The organism is Comamonas antarctica, from assembly GCF_013363755.1.
Classification (GTDB): Bacteria; Pseudomonadota; Gammaproteobacteria; order Burkholderiales; family Burkholderiaceae_C; genus Comamonas; species Comamonas antarctica.
Window position 1 is genome coordinate 2740421 of the sequence record NZ_CP054840.1, and the last position, 18928, is coordinate 2759348.

14 protein-coding genes and 3 tRNA genes are annotated in these 18928 nt (G+C 67.2%); 10 read left to right on the forward strand and 7 right to left on the reverse strand.

The window, feature by feature from the left end; all coding sequences use genetic code 11:
• Window positions 1-58 precede the first annotated feature (58 nt).
• The 3 genes from HUK68_RS12650 to purL form a co-directional block, all read right to left on the reverse strand.
• Window positions 59-1168: a FecR family protein gene (locus HUK68_RS12650; protein WP_175504481.1), complete on the reverse strand. Its 1110-nt coding sequence runs from the start codon at window positions 1166-1168 to the stop codon at window positions 59-61.
• Window positions 1169-1240: 72 nt separating this feature from the next.
• Window positions 1241-1738, reverse strand: coding sequence for an RNA polymerase sigma factor (locus HUK68_RS12655; protein ID WP_175504482.1), 498 nt, complete (start codon window positions 1736-1738; stop codon window positions 1241-1243).
• Between the two features lie 160 nt (window positions 1739-1898).
• Window positions 1899-5930, reverse strand: a complete 4032-nt coding sequence (purL, locus tag HUK68_RS12660) for a phosphoribosylformylglycinamidine synthase (RefSeq protein WP_175504483.1) — start codon at window positions 5928-5930, stop codon at window positions 1899-1901.
• A 137-nt stretch (window positions 5931-6067) separates the two neighbouring features.
• Here purL and map point away from each other — a divergent pair, with 137 nt between their 5' ends.
• Together map and HUK68_RS12670 are read left to right on the forward strand one after the other, a co-directional pair.
• On the forward strand, window positions 6068-6883 hold the full coding sequence (gene map / locus HUK68_RS12665; RefSeq protein ID WP_175504484.1) for a type I methionyl aminopeptidase: 816 nt from the start codon (window positions 6068-6070) through the stop codon (window positions 6881-6883).
• A gap of 73 nt (window positions 6884-6956) precedes the next feature.
• Entirely contained in the window at window positions 6957-9548 is a 2592-nt protein-coding gene (locus tag HUK68_RS12670; protein ID WP_175504485.1) for a [protein-PII] uridylyltransferase, read from the forward strand.
• A 30-nt stretch (window positions 9549-9578) separates the two neighbouring features.
• On the opposite strand, the gene def is transcribed toward HUK68_RS12670, so the two are convergent.
• A complete protein-coding gene (gene def / locus HUK68_RS12675; RefSeq protein ID WP_175504486.1) occupies window positions 9579-10118 on the reverse strand; it encodes a peptide deformylase in 540 nt (179 codons plus the stop codon).
• A 152-nt stretch (window positions 10119-10270) separates the two neighbouring features.
• Between def and HUK68_RS12680 the strand changes: the two genes are divergently transcribed.
• The 5 genes from HUK68_RS12680 (at window position 10271) to HUK68_RS12700 (ending at window position 12750) form a co-directional block, all read left to right on the forward strand.
• Window positions 10271-10346 (forward strand) — tRNA-Asn (locus HUK68_RS12680).
• 61 nt (window positions 10347-10407) lie between these two features.
• Window positions 10408-10483, forward strand: a tRNA-Asn gene (locus HUK68_RS12685).
• A 42-nt stretch (window positions 10484-10525) separates the two neighbouring features.
• Window positions 10526-10601 (forward strand) — tRNA-Asn (locus HUK68_RS12690).
• 179 nt (window positions 10602-10780) lie between these two features.
• On the forward strand, window positions 10781-11656 hold the full coding sequence (locus HUK68_RS12695; RefSeq protein ID WP_175504487.1) for a TauD/TfdA dioxygenase family protein: 876 nt from the start codon (window positions 10781-10783) through the stop codon (window positions 11654-11656).
• A 92-nt stretch (window positions 11657-11748) separates the two neighbouring features.
• Window positions 11749-12750, forward strand: a complete 1002-nt coding sequence (locus tag HUK68_RS12700) for a Bug family tripartite tricarboxylate transporter substrate binding protein (protein ID WP_175504488.1) — start codon at window positions 11749-11751, stop codon at window positions 12748-12750.
• Window positions 12751-12778: 28 nt separating this feature from the next.
• Here the strand turns inward: HUK68_RS12700 and HUK68_RS12705 are convergent, their stop codons facing one another.
• Window positions 12779-13078 carry a hypothetical protein gene (locus tag HUK68_RS12705; protein WP_244146165.1) on the reverse strand — a complete coding sequence of 100 codons (300 nt, stop codon included), beginning with the start codon at window positions 13076-13078 and terminating at the stop codon, window positions 12779-12781.
• Between the two features lie 185 nt (window positions 13079-13263).
• Here HUK68_RS12705 and aat point away from each other — a divergent pair, with 185 nt between their 5' ends.
• From aat to HUK68_RS12720, 3 genes are all read left to right on the forward strand, one after another.
• Window positions 13264-14004 carry a leucyl/phenylalanyl-tRNA--protein transferase gene (aat, locus tag HUK68_RS12710; protein WP_175504489.1) on the forward strand — a complete coding sequence of 247 codons (741 nt, stop codon included), beginning with the start codon at window positions 13264-13266 and terminating at the stop codon, window positions 14002-14004.
• Window positions 14001-14774 carry an arginyltransferase gene (locus HUK68_RS12715; protein ID WP_175504490.1) on the forward strand — a complete coding sequence of 258 codons (774 nt, stop codon included), beginning with the start codon at window positions 14001-14003 and terminating at the stop codon, window positions 14772-14774. Before aat ends, HUK68_RS12715 begins: the two co-directional genes overlap by 4 nt.
• A gap of 62 nt (window positions 14775-14836) precedes the next feature.
• Window positions 14837-15655, forward strand: a complete 819-nt coding sequence (locus HUK68_RS12720; protein ID WP_175504491.1) for an IclR family transcriptional regulator — start codon at window positions 14837-14839, stop codon at window positions 15653-15655.
• A gap of 109 nt (window positions 15656-15764) precedes the next feature.
• On the opposite strand, the gene pbpG is transcribed toward HUK68_RS12720, so the two are convergent.
• Together pbpG and leuA are read right to left on the reverse strand one after the other, a co-directional pair.
• Complete coding sequence (pbpG, locus tag HUK68_RS12725) at window positions 15765-16871, reverse strand: D-alanyl-D-alanine endopeptidase (protein ID WP_175504492.1); 1107 nt, start codon at window positions 16869-16871, stop codon at window positions 15765-15767.
• A gap of 236 nt (window positions 16872-17107) precedes the next feature.
• Window positions 17108-18778, reverse strand: coding sequence for a 2-isopropylmalate synthase (gene leuA, locus HUK68_RS12730; protein ID WP_175504493.1), 1671 nt, complete (start codon window positions 18776-18778; stop codon window positions 17108-17110).
• Between the last annotated feature and the right edge of the window lie 150 nt (window positions 18779-18928).

An 18928-nucleotide genomic window follows, 5' to 3' on the forward strand; every position in this document is an offset into this window, starting at 1 on the left:
ATAAAGACGCACCAGCGCCCGGGAACTGCACCCCGCGGGCAAAACTTTTTTCAGAGCGTCAAGGCGCGCGGGCGATCTCGCTGCTGCCGTCCGCGCCCGGCACCAGCCGCAGCGGCAGGATCTGCGTGACCATGCGCGCGAACTCCGCGGGATGGTCGACGGGGTAGCTGCCGCCCAGCGTCATGGCCGCGACCGCGGGATCGCGGATCACCAGCCCCGTCGGCCCGTAGCGCTCGAGCTCCCGCAGCGCATCGCCCAGCGGCGTGTCCTCGAAGCGCACCAGGCCCTTGCGCCACAGCCCGATGCTGCTGGGCGCCACCGCGGTGACCGCTCCGACCGCGCCGTCGCGCGCCACGCTCAGGCCCTGGCCCGCATGCAGGTCGGCGGCATCGCCGGCGTTCTCCTGCACACCCGAGACACGCACATGCCCTTCCTCGACCGCGATCCTGACCGCGCCCGCATCCATGCCGGTGCTGCGGTAGCGCACTGAAAAGCGCGTGCCCACCACGCGGATATGCGCCGGGCCAGCCAGCACATCGAAGGGCTTGGCGCGGTCGGGCGCCACGGCAAACAGGATCTGGCCCTGCGCCAGGCGCACTTCGCGCCGGTCGCGGTACAGCGTGACCTGCGCCTGCGTGTCGGCATCCATGGCCAGTTGCGTGCCGTCAGGCAGGGTGACGGTCTTGCGCTGCGCCTGGCCCGCGGCGTACGCGCTGCTGAAGGTCGGTTGCTGCCACTGCTGCCAGCCCACCCCCAGCGCCAGCACTGCCGCGCAGGCCGCGGCCAGCAACGCCGGGCGCGGCAGAGCCAGGTTCCAGGCGGGCCAGCGGCGTCGCGGCTTTGCCCGGTCCCGTGGCGCGGCATCGGCGCCCGCAGCGCCCGCGCGCGCTCTGGCCGTGCGCGCCGCCGGCAGCGCACGCAGCGCGGCCATTTCCGCGCCCACCTGCTCCAGCCGGCGCCATGCGGCGGCATGCGCGGGGTCGGCCGCCAGCCATTGCATCAGCGCGTGTTGCTCGGCCGTGCCCAGGCCCTGCTCGGCGCGCGTGTGCCAGTCGGCCGCGGCCACATCGGCCGGGTCCTGCCCGGCAAAGAAATCCGCGAGCGCGCGCGCCTCGGCCGCCTCGTCGAGAGGCGCGGCGGAAGATGGGGGCTGGGGAAAACGGCTCATCTTGTGAATATAGACGCGCGGCAGCGCGCAAAACTGCACCTGCTGCACGCAACGGCAGCGCGCGCCAGCGCTTTACCGGCCCGCATCGAGCGTCTTCCTGCGCGCCGCGCACGCCAGCTTGCCGCGGCTGATGTACTGGTTGACCATGCTGATCGACACGCCCATGCGCTCGGCGATCTCCTGGTTCGGCAGTTCGTCGAACAGGTACATGCAGAACGCCTCGCGGCAGCGCGGCGGCAGCGCCTCGATGGTGTCGAGATAGGCTTCAACCGCCTGCGACGATGCATAGGCCGCATCGGGCTGCAGATGCACGGGGCTGGCCGGCTGCAGGCTTTCGTCGAGCGCGTCGATATCGTCGTGCTGGCGAATGGCGGCGCGCCGGTCGAGATCGATCTTGGCGCGCAGCGCGACCTGGCGCAGCAGCGCGCCGGGCTCGGCAATCACCTGCCCGGCCCGCTGCATCGACAGCACGCGCGCATAGCTCTCCTGCGCCAGATCGGCCGCGGTCTCCCGGTCGCGCGCATTGCGCAGGCAGAAGTTCAGCAGATCGCGGTAGTAACGGGTCAGCACGGTCCAATCCAGGCCACAACGGAACCTGTCGCGGTCGCGGGCAGGCGTTGCGCATTATAGGACTGAAATGCGAATGATTCTCAAGAAAAAGACCCGCTGCGCCGTGCCAGGACCATGAAAAACGGGCCTTGCGGCCCGTTCCTGGTTGGCTTGCAGCCGATCAACCGACCCATTTGCGGGCGTTGCGCCACACACGCAGCCAGGGGCTGAACTCGCTCTTGTCGCCCGAGGTCCAGCTCATCTGCACATTGCGGAACACGCGCTCGGGGTGCGGCATCATGGCCGTGAAGCGGCCGTCGGCCGTGGTCACGGCGGTGAGGCCGCCGGCGCTGCCGTTCGGGTTGAACGGGTACTGCTCGGTGGGCTGGCCATGGTTGTCGACGTAGCGCATCGCCGCCAGCGCCTGCGCGGCGTTGCCGCGTTCGCTGAAGTTGGCGAAGCCTTCGCCATGCGCCACGGCAATCGGCAGGCGGCTGCCGGCCATGCCCTGCAGGAACAGGCTGGGCGACTCGAGCACCTCGACCATCGACAGGCGTGCCTCGAAACGGTTGCTCTGGTTCTGCGTGAAGCGCGGCCAGTCTTGCGCACCGGGGATGATGTCGGCGAGTTCGGCAAACATCTGGCAGCCGTTGCACACGCCCAGGCCGAAGGTGTCGGTGCGGCCGAAGAACTGCTGGAACTGCTGCGACAGGCGCTCGTTGAAGGTGATCGAACGCGCCCAGCCGATGCCCGCGCCCAGCGTGTCGCCGTAGCTGAAGCCGCCGCAGGCGACGACGCCGGCGAAGTCCTGCAGCGTCGCCCGCCCGGTCTGCAGATCGGTCATGTGCACGTCGACGGCCTCGAAGCCGGCTTCGGTGAACGCATAGGCCATCTCGACATGCGAGTTCACGCCCTGCTCGCGCAGCACGGCCACGCGCGGCCGGGCCACGAGAGGCCGGGCCACGAGAGGCTTGGCCAGGTTCAGGAACGGCGCGGCGACGTTGTCCTGCGGATCGAACGACAGCGACAGGTGCATGCCTGGATCGCTGGGCTCGCCCGCGGCCGCGTGTTCGGCGTCGGCGCAGGCCGGGTTGTCGCGCTGCTGCGCGATCTTCCAGCTGACCGCGTCCCAGACCTGGTGCAGGTCGCTGAGCGACGCGCTGAACACCGCCTTGGCATCGCGCCAGACCTGCAGCTGGCCCTTGCCGGCGTCGATCGTGCTCGACAGCGGGCGCGTCTTGCCGACGAAATGGCTGCAGGTGGCCAGGCCGTGCTCGCGCAGCGTCTGCATTACCGCGTTGCGCTCGGAAGTCTTGACCTGCAGCACGACGCCGATTTCCTCGTTGAACAGCGCCTTGAGCGTCAGTTCCTCGCGCCGGCCGCTGACCTGCTGCGCCCAGTTCTTGCTGTCGCCGCTGTCCATGCGGCTGTCGGAAATGCCGTCGCCTTCAACCACCAGCATGTCGACGTTCAGCGCCACGCCCACCTTGCCGGCAAACGCCATTTCCGCGGCCGTGGCCAGCAGGCCGCCGTCGCCCTTGTCGTGGTAGGCCAGGATCTGGCCCCTGGCGCGCAGCGCGTTCACGGCGCTGACCAGTTGCACCAGGTCCTTGGCATCGTCGAGGTCCGGTGTTTCATTGCCGCTTTGGTTCAGCACCTGGCCCAGGATCGAGCCGCCCATGCGCATCTTGCCGCGGCCCAGGTCGACCAGCACCAGCGTGCTGTCCTCTTCCTCGGCATCGAGCTGGGGCGTGAGCGTGCCGCGCACGTCGTCGATCGACGCAAAGCCGGTGATGATCAGGCTCACGGGCGAGGTGACCTTCTTGGTCTGGCCGTTTTCCTGCCACTGCGTGCGCATCGACAGCGAGTCCTTGCCCACCGGAATCGAGATGTCCAGCGCCGGGCACAGCTCCATGCCCACGGCCTTCACGGTCGCGTACAGCGCCGCGTCTTCGCCGGGCTCGCCGCAGGCGGCCATCCAGTTGGCCGACATCTTCACGCGCGACAACTCGATCGGCGCGGCCAGCAGGTTGGTCACGGCTTCGGCCACGGCCATGCGGCCCGAGGCCGGCGCGTTGATCGCGGCGAGCGGCGTGCGCTCGCCCATCGCCATGGCCTCGCCCGCGAAACCGCGGAAGTCGGCCAGCGTCACGGCCACGTCGGCCACGGGCACCTGCCACGGGCCGACCATCTGGTCGCGGTGCGTGAGGCCGCCCACGGCGCGGTCGCCAATGGTGATCAGGAAGCGCTTGGACGCCACCGTGGGATGGGCCAGCACGTCGATGACGGCCGACTCGAGCGCCACGCCCGTGAGATCCATGGCCGGCAGCTCGCGCGCCACGGTGGTCACATCCTTGTGCATCTTGGGCGGCTTGCCCAGCAGCACGTCCATCGGCATGTCGACCGGGAATTTCTGCGCGCCTTCGGCCACGGCCGTGTCTTCGAGCACCAGCTGGCGCTCCTCGGTGGCGGTGCCGATCACCGCGAACGGGCAGCGCTCGCGTTCGCAGAATTCGGTGAACTGCGCCAGCGAGCCGGGCGCGATCGCCAGCACATAGCGCTCCTGGCTTTCATTCGACCAGATTTCCTTGGGCGCCAGGCCCGACTCCTCCAGATTGACCGCCCGCAGGTCGAAGCGCGCGCCGCGGCCCGCATCGTTGGTCAGCTCGGGAAAGGCATTCGACAGGCCGCCCGCGCCCACATCGTGGATCGCCAGGATCGGGTTGGCCTCGCCCTGCTGCCAGCAGTGGTTGATGACTTCCTGCGCGCGGCGCTCGATCTCGGGGTTGCCGCGCTGCACCGAGTCGAAGTCGAGTTCGGCGGCATTGGTGCCCGAGGCCATCGAGCTGGCGGCGCTGCCGCCCATGCCGATGCGCATGCCCGGGCCGCCAAGCTGGATCAGCAGCGAGCCCGCGGGGAATTCGATCTTCCTGGTCTGGCCGGCGTCGATCACGCCCAGGCCGCCCGCGATCATGATCGGCTTGTGGTAGCCGCGCACCACGCCGCCGACTTCCTGCTCGTATTCGCGGAAGTAGCCTGCCAGGTTGGGCCGGCCGAATTCATTGTTGAACGCCGCGCCGCCCAGCGGGCCTTCGGTCATGATCTGCAGCGGGCTCGCGATGTGCTCGGGCTTGCCGATCTCGCTGCCCCACAGCTTGGAGACCGTGAAGCCGCTCAGGCCCGCCTTGGGCTTGGAGCCGCGGCCGGTCGCGCCTTCGTCGCGGATCTCGCCGCCCGCGCCCGTCGAGGCGCCGGGAAAGGGCGAGATCGCCGTCGGGTGGTTGTGCGTCTCGACCTTCATCAGCACATGGTGCGTCGCTTCCTGCTTCACGTAGCTGGGTGCGCGGCCGTCGCCCGCCGCCAGCGGCGCGACGAAGCGCTCGACCTGGTGGCCTTCCATGATCGAGGCGTTGTCCGAATACGCGACCACCGTGTGCTGGGGCGAGACCTGGTGCGTGTTGCGGATCATGCCGAACAGCGACTTCTCCTGCGCCACGCCATCGATGGTGAAGCTGGCGTTGAAGATCTTGTGGCGGCAGTGCTCGGAGTTGGCCTGCGCGAACATCATCAATTCCACGTCGGTGGGATTGCGCTGCAGGCCCTGGAAGGCATTGACCAGATAGCTGATCTCGTCTTCGGCCAGCGCCAGGCCCCAGGCCTTGTCGGCGGCCAGCAGCGCGGCCGCGCCGCCGCCCAGCACATCGACGAAGGCCATGGGCTGGGCCTGCAGTTCGGTGAACAGCGAGGCGGCTTCGTTGCGCGAAGCCATGACCGACTCGGTCATGCGATCGTGCAGCAGCGCCGCGACCTGGCCCAGCTGCTCGGGCGTGAGTTCGGGCGTGCCGCCGAGCAGGCCGGTCTTGAGCTGGATGCGGTATTCGGTGATGCGCTCCACGCGCTGGATCGCCAGGCCGCAGTTGCGCGCGATGTCGGTGGCCTTCGAGGCCCAGGGCGAGATCGTGCCCAGGCGGGGCGTGACGACCACGGCCAGGCCCTCCTTCGGACCCGCATAGGGCTCGCCATAGGTCAGCAGCGCGGCCAGGCGGCTGTGCGCATCGGCGTCGGGCGCGGTGTCGGTGGCCACGAGGTGCACGAAGCGCGCGGCAACTCCGGTGATCTTGGGGTGGATCGCTTCCAGGGCGGAAAGCAGTTGTTGGGCGCGGAAGGAGCTCAGGGCGTTGCCGCCCTCCAGCTGGGTCAGATGCAAGGTCACGTGACAGCCTGTCGGGAGTTTGAGGCGTGAGGACGGCGCAGGTGCGCCGTGGGCGATGGCCGGCATTTTACCGGTGCGCGCAGAGGTCCGCAGCCCTGATCCCTGCAGGCCCGGAGGTGCAATGGGATAATTGCACGATGAGCATCACCATCAAAACCGCCGAAGACATCGACGGCATGCGCGTCGCCTGCCGCCTGGCTTCCGAAGTGCTGGACTATATTGCCCCCCACATCAAACCCGGCATCACCACTGCCGAAATCGACCGCCTGGGCGCCGAATGCATGGCAGCCCAGGGCACGGTCTCTGCCACCATCGGCTACCAGCCACCGGGCTATCCGCCCTACCCCGGCCACCTCTGCACCTCGGTCAACCACGTGGTCTGCCACGGCATTCCCAACGACAAGCCGCTGAAGAAGGGCGACATCGTCAACGTCGACGTGACCGTCATCACCAATGACGGCTGGTATGGCGACAACTCGCGCATGTACCTGATCGGCGAGTGCTCGATTGCCGCCAAGCGCCTGTCGCAGCTGACCTTCGAATCGATGTGGCTGGGCATCCAGCAGGTCAAGCCCGGCAACACGCTGGGCGACATCGGCCATGCGATCCAGCGCTTCGCCGAAGGCCACGGCCTGTCGGTGGTGCGCGAGTTCTGCGGCCATGGCATCGGCAAGAAGTTCCACGAGGAGCCGCAGATCCTGCATTACGGCAAGCCCGGCGAAGGCACGGTGCTCGAAGCCGGCATGATCTTCACCATCGAGCCCATGCTCAACCTGGGCAAGCGCGACATCAAGGAACTGGGCAAGGACGGCTGGACCATCGTCACCAAGGACCACAGCCTGTCGGCGCAATGGGAACACACGCTGGTCGTGACCCCGACCGGCTACGAGGTCATGACGCTGTCGGCGGGCTCGCCGCCGCTGCCCGCGTTCGTGACCACCACCCGCTGCTGAGCCCGCGGCGCGCACCAGGCGTGCGCATGATTCTTGCAAGGAAGGCTGCGGGTCCTCTCTTACCCTATCGAACATGAATCCTCTGCACGCACTGCGTGACACCTACCGCCGCGACAAGGCGGCCCTCGTGGCCGCATTGCTCACCCCCGCGACCACCCGGCGCAACATCCGCGCCGCGCTGCACCAATTGAGTGCGCTGGCCGACCGCGTGCTGTGCCAGCTCTGGCAGCAGGCAGGGCTGCCGGCCGACGCCGCGCTGCTGGCCGTGGGCGGCTACGGCCGGGCCCAGCTGTTTCCCGCCTCGGATGTCGATGTGCTGGTGCTGCTGCCCGACACCGCCACGGCCACGCCCGGCAGCGCACTCGCGGCGCAGCTCGAACAGTTCATCGGCAGCTGCTGGGACGCGGGCCTGGAGATCGGCTCGAGCGTGCGCAGCATCGCCGAATGCCTGGAGGAATCCGAGCGCGACGTCACCGTGGAAACCGCGCTGCTCGAGGCGCGGCGCATCTGCGGCAGCAGCGCGCTGTTCGAGCAGTTCACCCAGGCCTACCGCGCGCAGATGGATCCGCGCGCCTTCATGGTCGCCAAGACGCTAGAGATGCGCCAGCGCCACAACAAGTACGAGAACACGCCCTACGCGCTCGAGCCCAATTGCAAGGAATCGCCGGGCGGCCTGCGCGACCTGCACTACATCATGTGGCTGGCGCGCGCCGCGGGCTTCGGCAACAGCTGGCGCGAACTCGCGGCCAACGGCCTGGCCACCGAGCTCGAAGCCCAGCAGCTCGAAGCCAACGAAGCGCTGCTGAGCCTGATCCGCGCGCGCCTGCATGCGATCTCGGGCCGGCATGAAGACCGGCTGGTGTTCGACCTGCAGACCGCGGTCGCCGAAAGCTTTGGCTTCCATTCGACCGCGCCCGACGGCCAGCGCCTGGCGCTGCGCGCCAGCGAAACGCTGATGCGCGAGTACTACTGGGCGGCCAAGGCGGTCTCGCAGCTGTGCCACATCCTGCGTCTGAACATCGAGGAGCGCTTCAACCCGTCATCGCACGAACTGGTGCCGCTCAACGAGCGCTTCTTCGACAAGGCCGGCATGATCGAGATCGCCAGCGACGATCTCTACGAGCGCCACCCGCATGCGATTCTCGAGACCTTCCTGGTCTACGAGTCCCATCCCGGCCTCACCGACCTGTCGGCGCGCACGCTGCGCGCGCTCTACCATGCGCGCGGGCTGATGGACAGCAGCTTCCGCCACGATCCGGTCAACCGCGCGACCTTCCTGAAGATCCTGCAGCAGCCCAGCGGCCTCACGCATGCGATGCGGCTCATGAACCAGACCTCGGTGCTCGGCCGCTACCTCTGGCCGTTCCGGCGCATCGTCGGCCAGATGCAGCACGACCTGTTCCATGTCTACACCGTCGACCAGCACATCCTGATGGTGCTGCGCAACATGCGCCGCTTCTTCATGGCCGAGCATGCGCACGAGTACCCGATGTGCTCGCAGCTCGCGGCCGGCTGGGACAAGCCCTGGCTGCTGTACCTCGCGGCGCTGTTCCACGACATCGGCAAGGGCCGCGGCGGCGACCATTCGGTGATCGGCGCCGTTGAAGTCAAGCGCTTTTGCCGCGCCCACGGCATCGACAAGGCCGACTCGGCACTGGTCGAATTCCTGGTGCGCGAGCACCTGACCATGAGCCAGGTCGCGCAGAAGCAGGACCTTGCCGACCCCGAGGTGATCGGCGCGTTCGCGCAGCGCGTGGGCGACGAGCGCCGGCTCACCGCGCTGTACCTGCTCACCGTCGCCGACATCCGCGGCACCAGCCCCAAGGTCTGGAACGCCTGGAAAGGCAAGCTGCTCGAAGACCTGTACCGCGCCACGCTGCGCGTGCTGGGCGGGCGCGCGCCCGACGCCGCGGCCGAGATCGAGGCACGCAAGCGCGAGGCGCTGGTGCAGCTCGCGCTTTCGGCCCAGCCCTTCGAGTCGCACAAGAAGCTCTGGGACACGCTCGACGTGAGCTATTTCATGCGCCACGAGGCCGCCGACATCGCCTGGCACACGCGCCACCTGTCGCGCAACGTCGGCGCCCCCCACCCCATCGTGCGCGCGCGCAAGTCGCTGGCCGGCGAAGGCCTGCAGGTGCTGGTCTATGCGCGCGACCAGCCCGACCTGTTCGCGCGCATCTGCGGCTATTTCGACCGCGCCAGCTTCAGCATCCTTGATGCGCGCGTGCACACCGCGCGCAACGGCTATGCGCTCGACACCTTCCAGATCGTCGCGCCGGCCATGCAGGAGCGCTACCGCGAGCTGATGAACCTGGTGGAAACCGAGCTGGTGCAAGCCATAGAGCGCGGCGGCGAACTGGCCGAGCCCTCGCAGCGCCGCGTCTCGCGCCGCGTCAAGAGCTTCCCCATGGTGCCGCGCGTGAGCCTGAGCCCCGATGAAAAGGCCCAGCACTGGCTGCTGAGCATCTCCGCCATCGACCGCACCGGCCTGCTCTACGTCGTCGCGCGCATCCTCGCGCGCCACCAGTTGAGCGTGCAGCTGGCCAAGGTCAGCACGCTGGGCGAACGCGTGGAAGACACCTTTCTGGTCGAGGGCGCGCAGCTGCAGCACAACGCGCGGCAGATCGAGATCGAGACGGAGTTGATCGAGGCGTTGTCGTTTTAGGGCGCAGCTGGTTTTTTGCAGCCGGGCTGTTCAGTCGTCCTCGGACGCACTGATCCCCGGAAACAGCACCTCGGTGAACCCGAACTGCGAGAAATCCGTCATGCGCATCGGATACAGCTTGCCCCACACATGGTCGCATTCATGCTGCACCACGCGCGCGTGGAAGCCGTCCACCGTGCGGTCGACCGGGTCGCCATACTGGTCGAAGCCGGTATAGCGGATGCGCTGCCAGCGCGGCACCATGCCGCGCATGCCGGGCACCGACAGGCAGCCTTCCCAGTCGTTTTCCAACGCGTCGCCCAAGGGCGTGATTTGCGGATTGATCAATACCGTGCGCGGCACGACCGGGGCATCGGGGTAGCGCGGATTGGGCGCGCCCGAGCCGAAGATCACGACCTGCAGGTCGACGCCGATCTGCGGCGCGGCCAGGCCTGCGCCGTTGGCCGCGGCCATGGTGTCGAGCAGGTCGGTGACCAGCAGGTGCAATTCATCGCTGTCGAAAGCCGTGACCGGCTGGGCCACGCGCAGCAGCCGCGCATCGCCCATCTTCAAGATAGTACGTACCGTCATTCCATGTTCCTTGCCAATGAGGCCAAGCATAGCGCGCTGCCTCCGAAGTTGCCGTGGCCTGCCTCGCACGCCGGATGTGGCAGAAGAAAAACTGCAAAAATTGCCCATCTTTCCAGAAGAGCGAATTTTTCATCCTATAATTCAAGTCTTGTTCCTCAATAGCTCAGTCGGTAGAGCGCCGGACTGTTAATCCGTAGGTCCCTGGTTCGAGCCCAGGTTGAGGAGCCAGGAATTTTTCTTGCCTTGCAATCGAACAAGGCAATTGCGTCAGTCAGTACTAGTTACTTATTCCTCAATAGCTCAGTCGGTAGAGCGCCGGACTGTTAATCCGTAGGTCCCTGGTTCGAGCCCAGGTTGAGGAGCCACATTTTTCGCCCTGCAATTGTACGGGGCAACGTTACCGATATTCCTCAATAGCTCAGTCGGTAGAGCGCCGGACTGTTAATCCGTAGGTCCCTGGTTCGAGCCCAGGTTGAGGAGCCAGACTGAAAAAGGCTTGCAACGTCCGCGTTGCAAGCCTTTTTTCTTTGTCCGGTTGTTTTGTGGCATCCCTTGGGCACGGTTATGCGTTTTCCGAGGAAGCAAATGATTTTTCATTCATTCCTTGCACAGCAGCTGCTGCGTAGCATCGCGTCTTTCCTTTCGCGCCTGCGCTTCGCACCATGACCAACGCCACCACAGAACAGCTCCGCGCGATTCCGCTGGGCAAGACGATCGGCGCCCAGATCGACGGCATCGACCTGGCCGCAACGCTCGACGCCGACACCGTCGCGTTCCTCAAGGACGCCTGGGAGCGCCATCTCGTGCTGCGCTTTCGCGGGCAATCGCACCTGAGCCTGCAAGGGCAGATCGCGTTTTCGCGCCACTTCGGCGAACTCGGCAAGCGCCCCATCCCGGCAAAGGCCATGCACTCCAGCGTGCAGCAGTTGCCCGAGGAGATCGCCGTGATCTCGAACGTGAAGATCGACGCGCAGCCGATTGGCGGCCTGGGCGACGGCGAATCCGTGTGGCATGCCGACATGACCTACAACCCCAAGCCGCCGCGCGCGGCGCTGCTGCATGCACAGGAAGTGCCGGCGCAGGGCGGCGATACCGAATTCCTCAACCTCTATGCCGCCTACGAGGCCCTGCCGCAGGGCCTGAAGCAGACCATTGCCGAGCTCGAATGCATCCATGATGCAAGCCTCAACAGCGCCGGCGAGCTGCGCCTGGGCTTCGAGCGCGTGACCGACCCGCGCCACACCGTCGGCGCGCGCCATCCCCTGGTGCGCATCCACCCCGTCACGGGCCGCAAGAGCCTGTACCTCGGGCGCCGGCGCAATGCCTGTGTGCCGGGCCTGCCGCTGGCCGACAGCGAGGACCTGCTCGACACGCTCTGGGCCCATGCCGTGCAGGACGCCTTCACCTGGCGCCAGCAATGGCAGGCCGGCGACCTGGTGGCCTGGGACAACCGCGTGACCCTGCACCGGCGCGATGCCTTCGACCCCCAGGCGCGCCGCCTGATGTACCGCACCCAGGTCAGCGACCGCGTGCAATAAGCACCCGCCCCTCCCCCTGTTGTCCAACCCGCGCCCGGCGCGCGCCCCGCTGGCGCCCGCTGCGGCTGCCGCATGCGCTTTTCGATACCACCATGAACCACCGCCTTCCTCCGCGCCCCATCGCCCGTCTTGCCCAGGGCATGCTGAGCTCCCTGCTGGCGCTGGCCGCCGTCGCCGGCGCAAGCACGGCCCATGCCAGCGACAAGCCGGCGCGCGCCGTCAGCATCGTCGTTGCCGGCCCCGCGGGCGGCGCCACCGATGGCGTGGCCCGCCTGATTGCTGCGCGCATGAGCGTGACGCTGGGGCAGGATGTGATCGTCGACAACAAGGCCGGCGCGGGCGGTGTGATCGGCACCAAATTCGTGGCGCAGGCCAAGCCCGACGGGCAGACCCTGCTGCTCGGCCACATTGCCACCAACGCCATCGCACCCGCGGTGCATACGCCGCGCCCCTACGATCCGGTCGCGGACTTCGAATCGATAGGCTTCATCGGCAGCACCGCCAGCGTGCTGGTCGTGCCCGCCAAGGGCCCGGCAACGCTCAAGGCCTTGCTGACGCCCAGGGGCAACGACCCGATCAGCTATGGCTCCACCGGCATTGGCGGCACGGCCCACCTGCTGGGCCATGTGTTTGCACAGACCACGGCCGCGCCGCTGCTGCATGTGCCCTACCGCGGAAGTCCGCCGGCGCTGCAGGATCTGGTGGGCGGGCGCATCAACATGATGTTTGCCACGGCCGGCGCCGTGGCGCCGTATCTGGAATCGGGCATGCTCAAGCCGCTGGCTGTGGCGGCCAGCCAGCGCAGCCGCTTCCTGCCCGATGTGCCGACCTTCAAGGAATTGAACCATCCCGGCGTGGTGCAGGAAGGCTGGTTCGGCTTGTTCGCGGCGGCGGGCACACCCGCCGAGACCGTTCGCCGCCTCAACCAGCATCTCAACACCGCGCTGGCCGATCCCACAGTGCGCAGGGGCCTGGAACAGCTGTTCGTGGAAGTCGCGCCGCCGGCGGGACCGGAAAACTTCAAGTCCTTCGTGCAAAGGGAAGCCGCCCACTGGGCCGGCGTGGTGGCCAGCTCGGGCGTGCGAACGCAATGAAAACGGCCCCGTTGCCGGGGCCGCAAGCTCATGCCGCGCGCACCACGGCGGGCGTCGGCGTGGGCACCACCATGGCCGGCGGCTCCTTGCGCGCCGGCGACAGCCCCTTGGCGGCGCTGTGGCGCTGGAAGGCCTGCTCTTCCCAGTCGTGGATCTCCTGCTCGAGGCGCTGCGCGCGCGCCGCGTACATCTCCGCCGACGACTGGTAGTACTCGGCGGCAATCGAGTGTTCGAGCATGGCCATGCGCGCTTCCTGCAGATAGGCCCGGGTGCGACGGATGTAGCGCGGTTCGGTGAGGCTGCCGCCCCAGATCTTGCTGAACAACATAATGGCTCTCCTTCAGTGCCGCCGGACAACGCAGCCGTTTGCAACGTCTGCGGATAGTCGTAAATTAAGCGCTGGCCGGTAGCCCTGGTGTCAACACAAGGCACCATCGCCTGTAGGATGCGTGCCTACCCAACTGCAACCCGCCCGGCCCGCCGGCACAATGGCGCCGATTCCCGGGAATACCCATGTCCAACTCGCTCGCCTGGCTTGCCCCGCACGATCCGTTTCCCGGCGTCGAACAGACCTGGGGCGAGAGCGACCCCATCCCCGGGCTGCTGGCCGCGGGCGGCCAGCTCGACGCACAGCATCTGCGCAGTGCCTACCGCCAAGGCATCTTCCCCTGGTTCAGCGCCGGCCAGCCCATCCTCTGGTGGTCGCCCGACCCGCGCATGGTGCTGCGCACCAGCGACTTCCGGCTGCACCGCTCGCTGCGCAAGACCCTGCAGCGTTTTCGCGCCACGCCCGGCTGCGAGATCCGCATCGACACCGCGTTTGAAACCGTGATGCGCCACTGCGCGCGCACGCCGCGCCCTGGACAGGACGGCACCTGGATCGTCGAGAGCATCATCGAGGCCTATTGCGAACTGCACCGCGAAGGCGATGCGCACAGCGTGGAAACCTGGGTCGACGGCCGGCTTGTCGGCGGCCTCTACTGCGTGGCGCTGGGCCAGGCGGTGTTTGGCGAATCGATGTTCGCGCATGCCACCGACGCCTCGAAGATCGCACTGGCCGCGCTGGTGGCCGTGTGCCGGCGCCATGGCGCCGCGCAGATCGACTGCCAGCAGGCCACGCCGCATCTGGCCTCGATGGGCGCGCAGACCATGCCGCGGCGCGATTTCCTGACCGTGGTTTCGCAGGAGCAGCGCAAGCCGCGCATGGACTGGCACTTCGACGCCGTATACTGGGACTGGCTGGGCCTCGCATGACGCAACTCAACGACCTCCCTCTCCAGGCATTGCAGTTCTATGCAACTGCGGCCTACCCGTGCAGCTACGTTGCCGGGCGCATGGCGCGCTCGCAGGTCGCCACCCCCAGCCACCTGATCCAGAACGCCGCCTACTCCGAGCTGGTCACGCTGGGCTTTCGGCGCAGCGGCATGTTCACCTACCGCCCCTATTGCGATGGCTGCCGCGCCTGCGTGCCGCTGCGCGTGCTGGCCCACGAATTCCGCCCCGACCGCAGCCAGCGCCGCGCGCTGGCCCAGCACCAGCAGCTGCAGGCCTCGATCTGCCGCCTGGGCTTCAGCGACGAGCACTACCAGCTCTACCTGCGCTACCAGCGCCAGCGCCACAGCGGCGGCGGCATGGACGAGGACCGCATCGACCAGTACACGCAGTTCCTGCTGCAAAGCCGCGTGAATTCGCGGCTGGTGGAATTCCGCGAACCGGCAGTGGGCGACACGCCAGGCGCGCTGAAGATGGTTTCCATCCTCGACGTGCTCGAGGACGGCCTGTCGGCGGTCTACACCTTCTACGAACCCGAGCCGCGCGTGAGCTACGGCACCTTCAACGTGCTGTGGCAGATCGACCAGGCGCGCGCCATGGGCCTGCCCTATGTCTACCTCGGCTACTGGATAGAGCACAGCGCCAAGATGGACTACAAGTCGCGCTTCCTGCCGCACGAGGTGCGCGAGCACGAAGAGTGGCAGCGCATCGACCGGGCCACGCACGCCGCACGCCGGCAGGCGCAAAGCTAGACCTGCGCCGCGGCGCCGCGCCCAGGCGCTAGAATCGCCGCACTGCCGTCCAATTCCACCTGATGAAAACCAACGACTCCGGTTTGCCGGGCGCGCCCAGCGTCCAAGTTCTCGAACGCATGTTCACCCTGATCGATGTGCTGGCCTCGCGCGAGGAAGCGGTGTCGCTCAAGGAAATCAGCGAGAAAACCGGCCTGCACCCATCGACCGCGCACCGCATCCTCAACGACCTGACCATCGGCCGCTATGTCGACCGCCCCGAGTCGGGCAGCTACCGCCTGGGCATGCGCCTGCTGGAACTCGGCAACCTGGTCAAGGCACGGCTCAATGTGCGCGAGGCCGCAATGGTGCCGATGCGCCTGCTGCACAAGCAGATCCAGCAGCCGGTCAACCTGAGCGTGCGCCAGGGCGATGAGATCGTCTATGTGGAACGCGCCTACAGCGAGCGCTCGGGCATGCAGGTGGTGCGGGCGATCGGCGGCCATGCCCCGCTGCATCTGACCTCGACCGGCAAGCTGTTCCTCGCCGCCGACGACCCGCAGCGCGTGCGCGCCTACGCCACGCGCACCGGCCTGGCCGGCAACACGCACAACTCCATCACCCAGCTGGGCACGCTCGAACACGAGCTGGCCAAGGCGCGCCAGTACGGCATTGCGCGCGACAACGAGGAACTGGAACTGGGGGTGCGCTGCATGGCTGCGGGCATCTACGACGACCAGGGCAAGCTGATTGCCGGGCTGTCGATCTCCGCGCCCGCCGACCGCATCGACGACGGCTGGCTGCCGCGGCTGCAGTCCACGGCCGCGGAGATCTCCATGTCTTTGGGATTTGCCGGCTGGCGCGCCAACGAGGGCATGCCACCGACCAGCACGGCCGGTTAGGTACGGCCGGTTAGGCACGGCCGGTTAGGCACGGCCGGTCAGGTACGGCCGGTCGGGCTGGCCGATAGGCACGGCGGGCTGACCACAGGGCCGCGCCGCGGCCCGGGCGTCAGCCCTTGATCTTGTGGCTGGCGAGAATCGCGGTGGCGCCGCCCGCCTGGTTCTCGACCCAGTGGCGCACGCGCTCGGCATCGGCGATGCGGCTGAACTTGCCGGCCGAGTCGAGGAACACCATGATCAGCTTGCGGCCCGCGACTTCGGCCTGCATCACCAGGCACTGGCCAGCCTCGGAGATATAGCCGGTCTTTTGCAGGCCGATCTCCCATGCCGGGTTCTTCACCAGGCGGTTGGTGTTGTTGTACTGCAGCGTACGCGGGCCCTGGGCCACTTCATAGCTGGGCGAGGTGCTGAGCTCGCGCACCAGCGGGTCGCCATGGGCGACGTTGACCAGCACCGCCAGGTCGCGCGCGCTCGACTGGTTGCGGCTCGACAGGCCGGTGGGCTCGACATACTTGGTGTCGGTCATGCCCAGCAGCTTGGCCTTGACATTCATCTGCGTGACGAATGCCTGCAGGCCGCCCGGATAGGTACGGCCCAGCGCATGCGCGGCGCGGTTCTCGCTGGACATCAGCGCCAGGTGCAGCATCTCGCCGCGCGTGAGCGTGGCGCCGACGCGCAGGCGCGAGCTGCTGCCCTTCTCGGTATCGACGTCGTCCTGCGTGATGGTCAGCATCTCGTCCATGGGCAGGCGTGCCTGCGAGATGATCAGCCCGGTCATGAGCTTGGTCAGCGAGGCGATGGGCAGCACCGCATGGTCGTTCTTGCTGAGCAGCACTTCATGCGTTTCCTGATCGACCACCAGCGCCACGCTGGACTTGAGGTCGAGTGGATCGGGAACGGCATGCAGGCCGGCGAGCTGGCCAAACGACTGGCGCGCGGGCGCATAGGCCACGGCACGCACCGGCGCGGCCGCGCTGGCGGCAACGGCGCGGCCCGCGGGCTGCTTGCGTGCCGCAGCCTTGCTCACCTTGGCCGCGCGCGGGGCCTTGACGACCTTGGCGGCGCGCGCCGGCTTGCTGGCGCTGCTGGCCTGCTGCTTTTTCGCGACTTTCTTCTCGGCGGCATGGGCCCCGGGAAGGACCAGCGCCGAACTCAAAGCGAAAATGGCGGAAACCTGAAGGAGACGCGCAAGCGCGGTGCGGGGACGGTGGTGCATCCGGATGCTCCAAGCAGCAAAAGTAGGAAAACAGTGAAGCGGAACCGAAAAAGTCGCACAACAACAAGGAGTTGCACGACTTTTCTGAGAATGTGAGCGAATTATAGGCCCGACCTCTGGGCTCGCGCTACCACCCTTTCACCGATGCCGCGCAATTTTTCCGCTTTTGTGCGCCGGGGCGGCGCGCATTGCGTTGACAAAATGCAACACAATCGCGCCATTAACCCCTAGCTCATTCAGGCGATGGACGCTTCCTTGGCGCGGGGCGCGCGCTCCAGCCCGGACACAATGGCGCTGATCGAGGCCGAGACGATGTTGGCATCCATACCCACGCCATACACCACATGTTCGTCGTCGATGCGCAGCTCGACATAGGCCGCAGCCTGGGCGTTGGCGCCGGCACTCACCGCATGCTCGGCATAGTTGAGCACGCGGATGCTGCGGCCCGTGGCTTCGCTGAGCGCGCCGACGAACGCATCGATCGGGCCCGTGCCCTCGCCGTTGAGGCTGCGCGTCTCGCCATGGACCTGGAATTCGCCGCTGATCGCCACCGTGCCGCTTTCACCGCTGAGGCGGTACTGCGGGCGGCGCGTGGCGTCGAGGCGGTATTCGGCCTGGAACAGCTTCCACAGGTCCTGCGCCGTGAGTTCCTTGCCGCTGGCATCCATCTCGCGCTGCACCGCCTGGCTGAACTCGATCTGCAGGCGCCGCGGCAACTGCAAGCCGTATTCGCTCTCGAGCAGATAGGCAATGCCGCCCTTGCCCGACTGGCTGTTGACGCGGATCACGGCTTCGTAGCTGCGGCCCAGGTCCTTGGGGTCGATCGGGAGATAGGGCATGTCCCAGACATCGCCCTCCTGGCGCGCCGCAAAGGCCTTCTTGATCGCGTCCTGGTGCGAGCCCGAGAACGAGGTGTACACCAGTTCGCCGACATAGGGGTGGCGCGGGTGCACGGGCAACTGGTTGCAATGCTCGACCGTGGCGCGGATCTCGTCGATGCGCGAGAAGTCCAGGCCCGGGTTCACGCCCTGGGTGTACATATTGAGCGCGACGTTGACCACGTCGAGGTTGCCGGTGCGCTCGCCGTTGCCGAACAGGCAGCCTTCGAGGCGGTCGGCGCCCGCCATCAGCGCCAGTTCGGCCGTGGCCGTGCCGGTGCCGCGGTCATTGTGCGGATGCACCGACAGCACGATGGAATCGCGGCGCTCGACATGGCGGTGCGTCCACTCGACCATGTCGGCAAACAGGTTGGGCGTCGAATGCTCGACCGTGGTCGGCAAATTGATGATGCACTTCTTCTCGGGCGTGGGCTGCCACACGGCGGTCACTGCATCGATCACGCGCTTGGAGAAGGCCAGTTCGGTGTCCGAATACATTTCGGGCGAGTACTGGAAGGTCCAGTCGGTGTCGGGATAGTCGGCCGCGATGTCCTTGAACAGCTGGGCGTTGCTGCGCGCGAGCTCGACGATCTCGTCCTCGCTCATGCCCAGCACCACGCGGCGCATCACCGGCGCGGTGGCGTTGTAGAGGTGGACGATGGCGCGCGGCACGCCGGCCAGGGCCTCGAAGGTGCGGCGGATCAGGGGCTCGCGCGCCTGGGTCAGCACCTGCACCGTGACGTCGTCGGGAATGCGGTTTTCCTCGATCAGCTTGCGCATGAAGTCGAACTCCACCTGCGATGCGGAGGGAAAACCGACTTCGATTTCCTTGAAGCCGATGTCGACCAGCGTCTCGAACATGCGCATCTTGCGCGGAATGTCCATGGGCTCGATCAGCGCCTGGTTGCCGTCCCGCAGGTCCACGCTGCACCACACCGGAGCGTGGGTGATCACCGCGTCAGGCCAGGTACGGTCGGCGAGGCGGACGGGGGGAAATGCGCGGTATTTGCTGGCGGGGTTCTGCAACATCTTGGCTCTTTCGAAAGATTGAAAAGGGGTGTGCACCAGCGTTCCACAAAACAAAACGGCCCGTCGCTGATGCTACGGGCCGTAAGTAGGGGGAATGCGCGCGCGCTACTAGGTCTGCCCGTGGGACATGGTTAGTAGGGCTAGCGACAG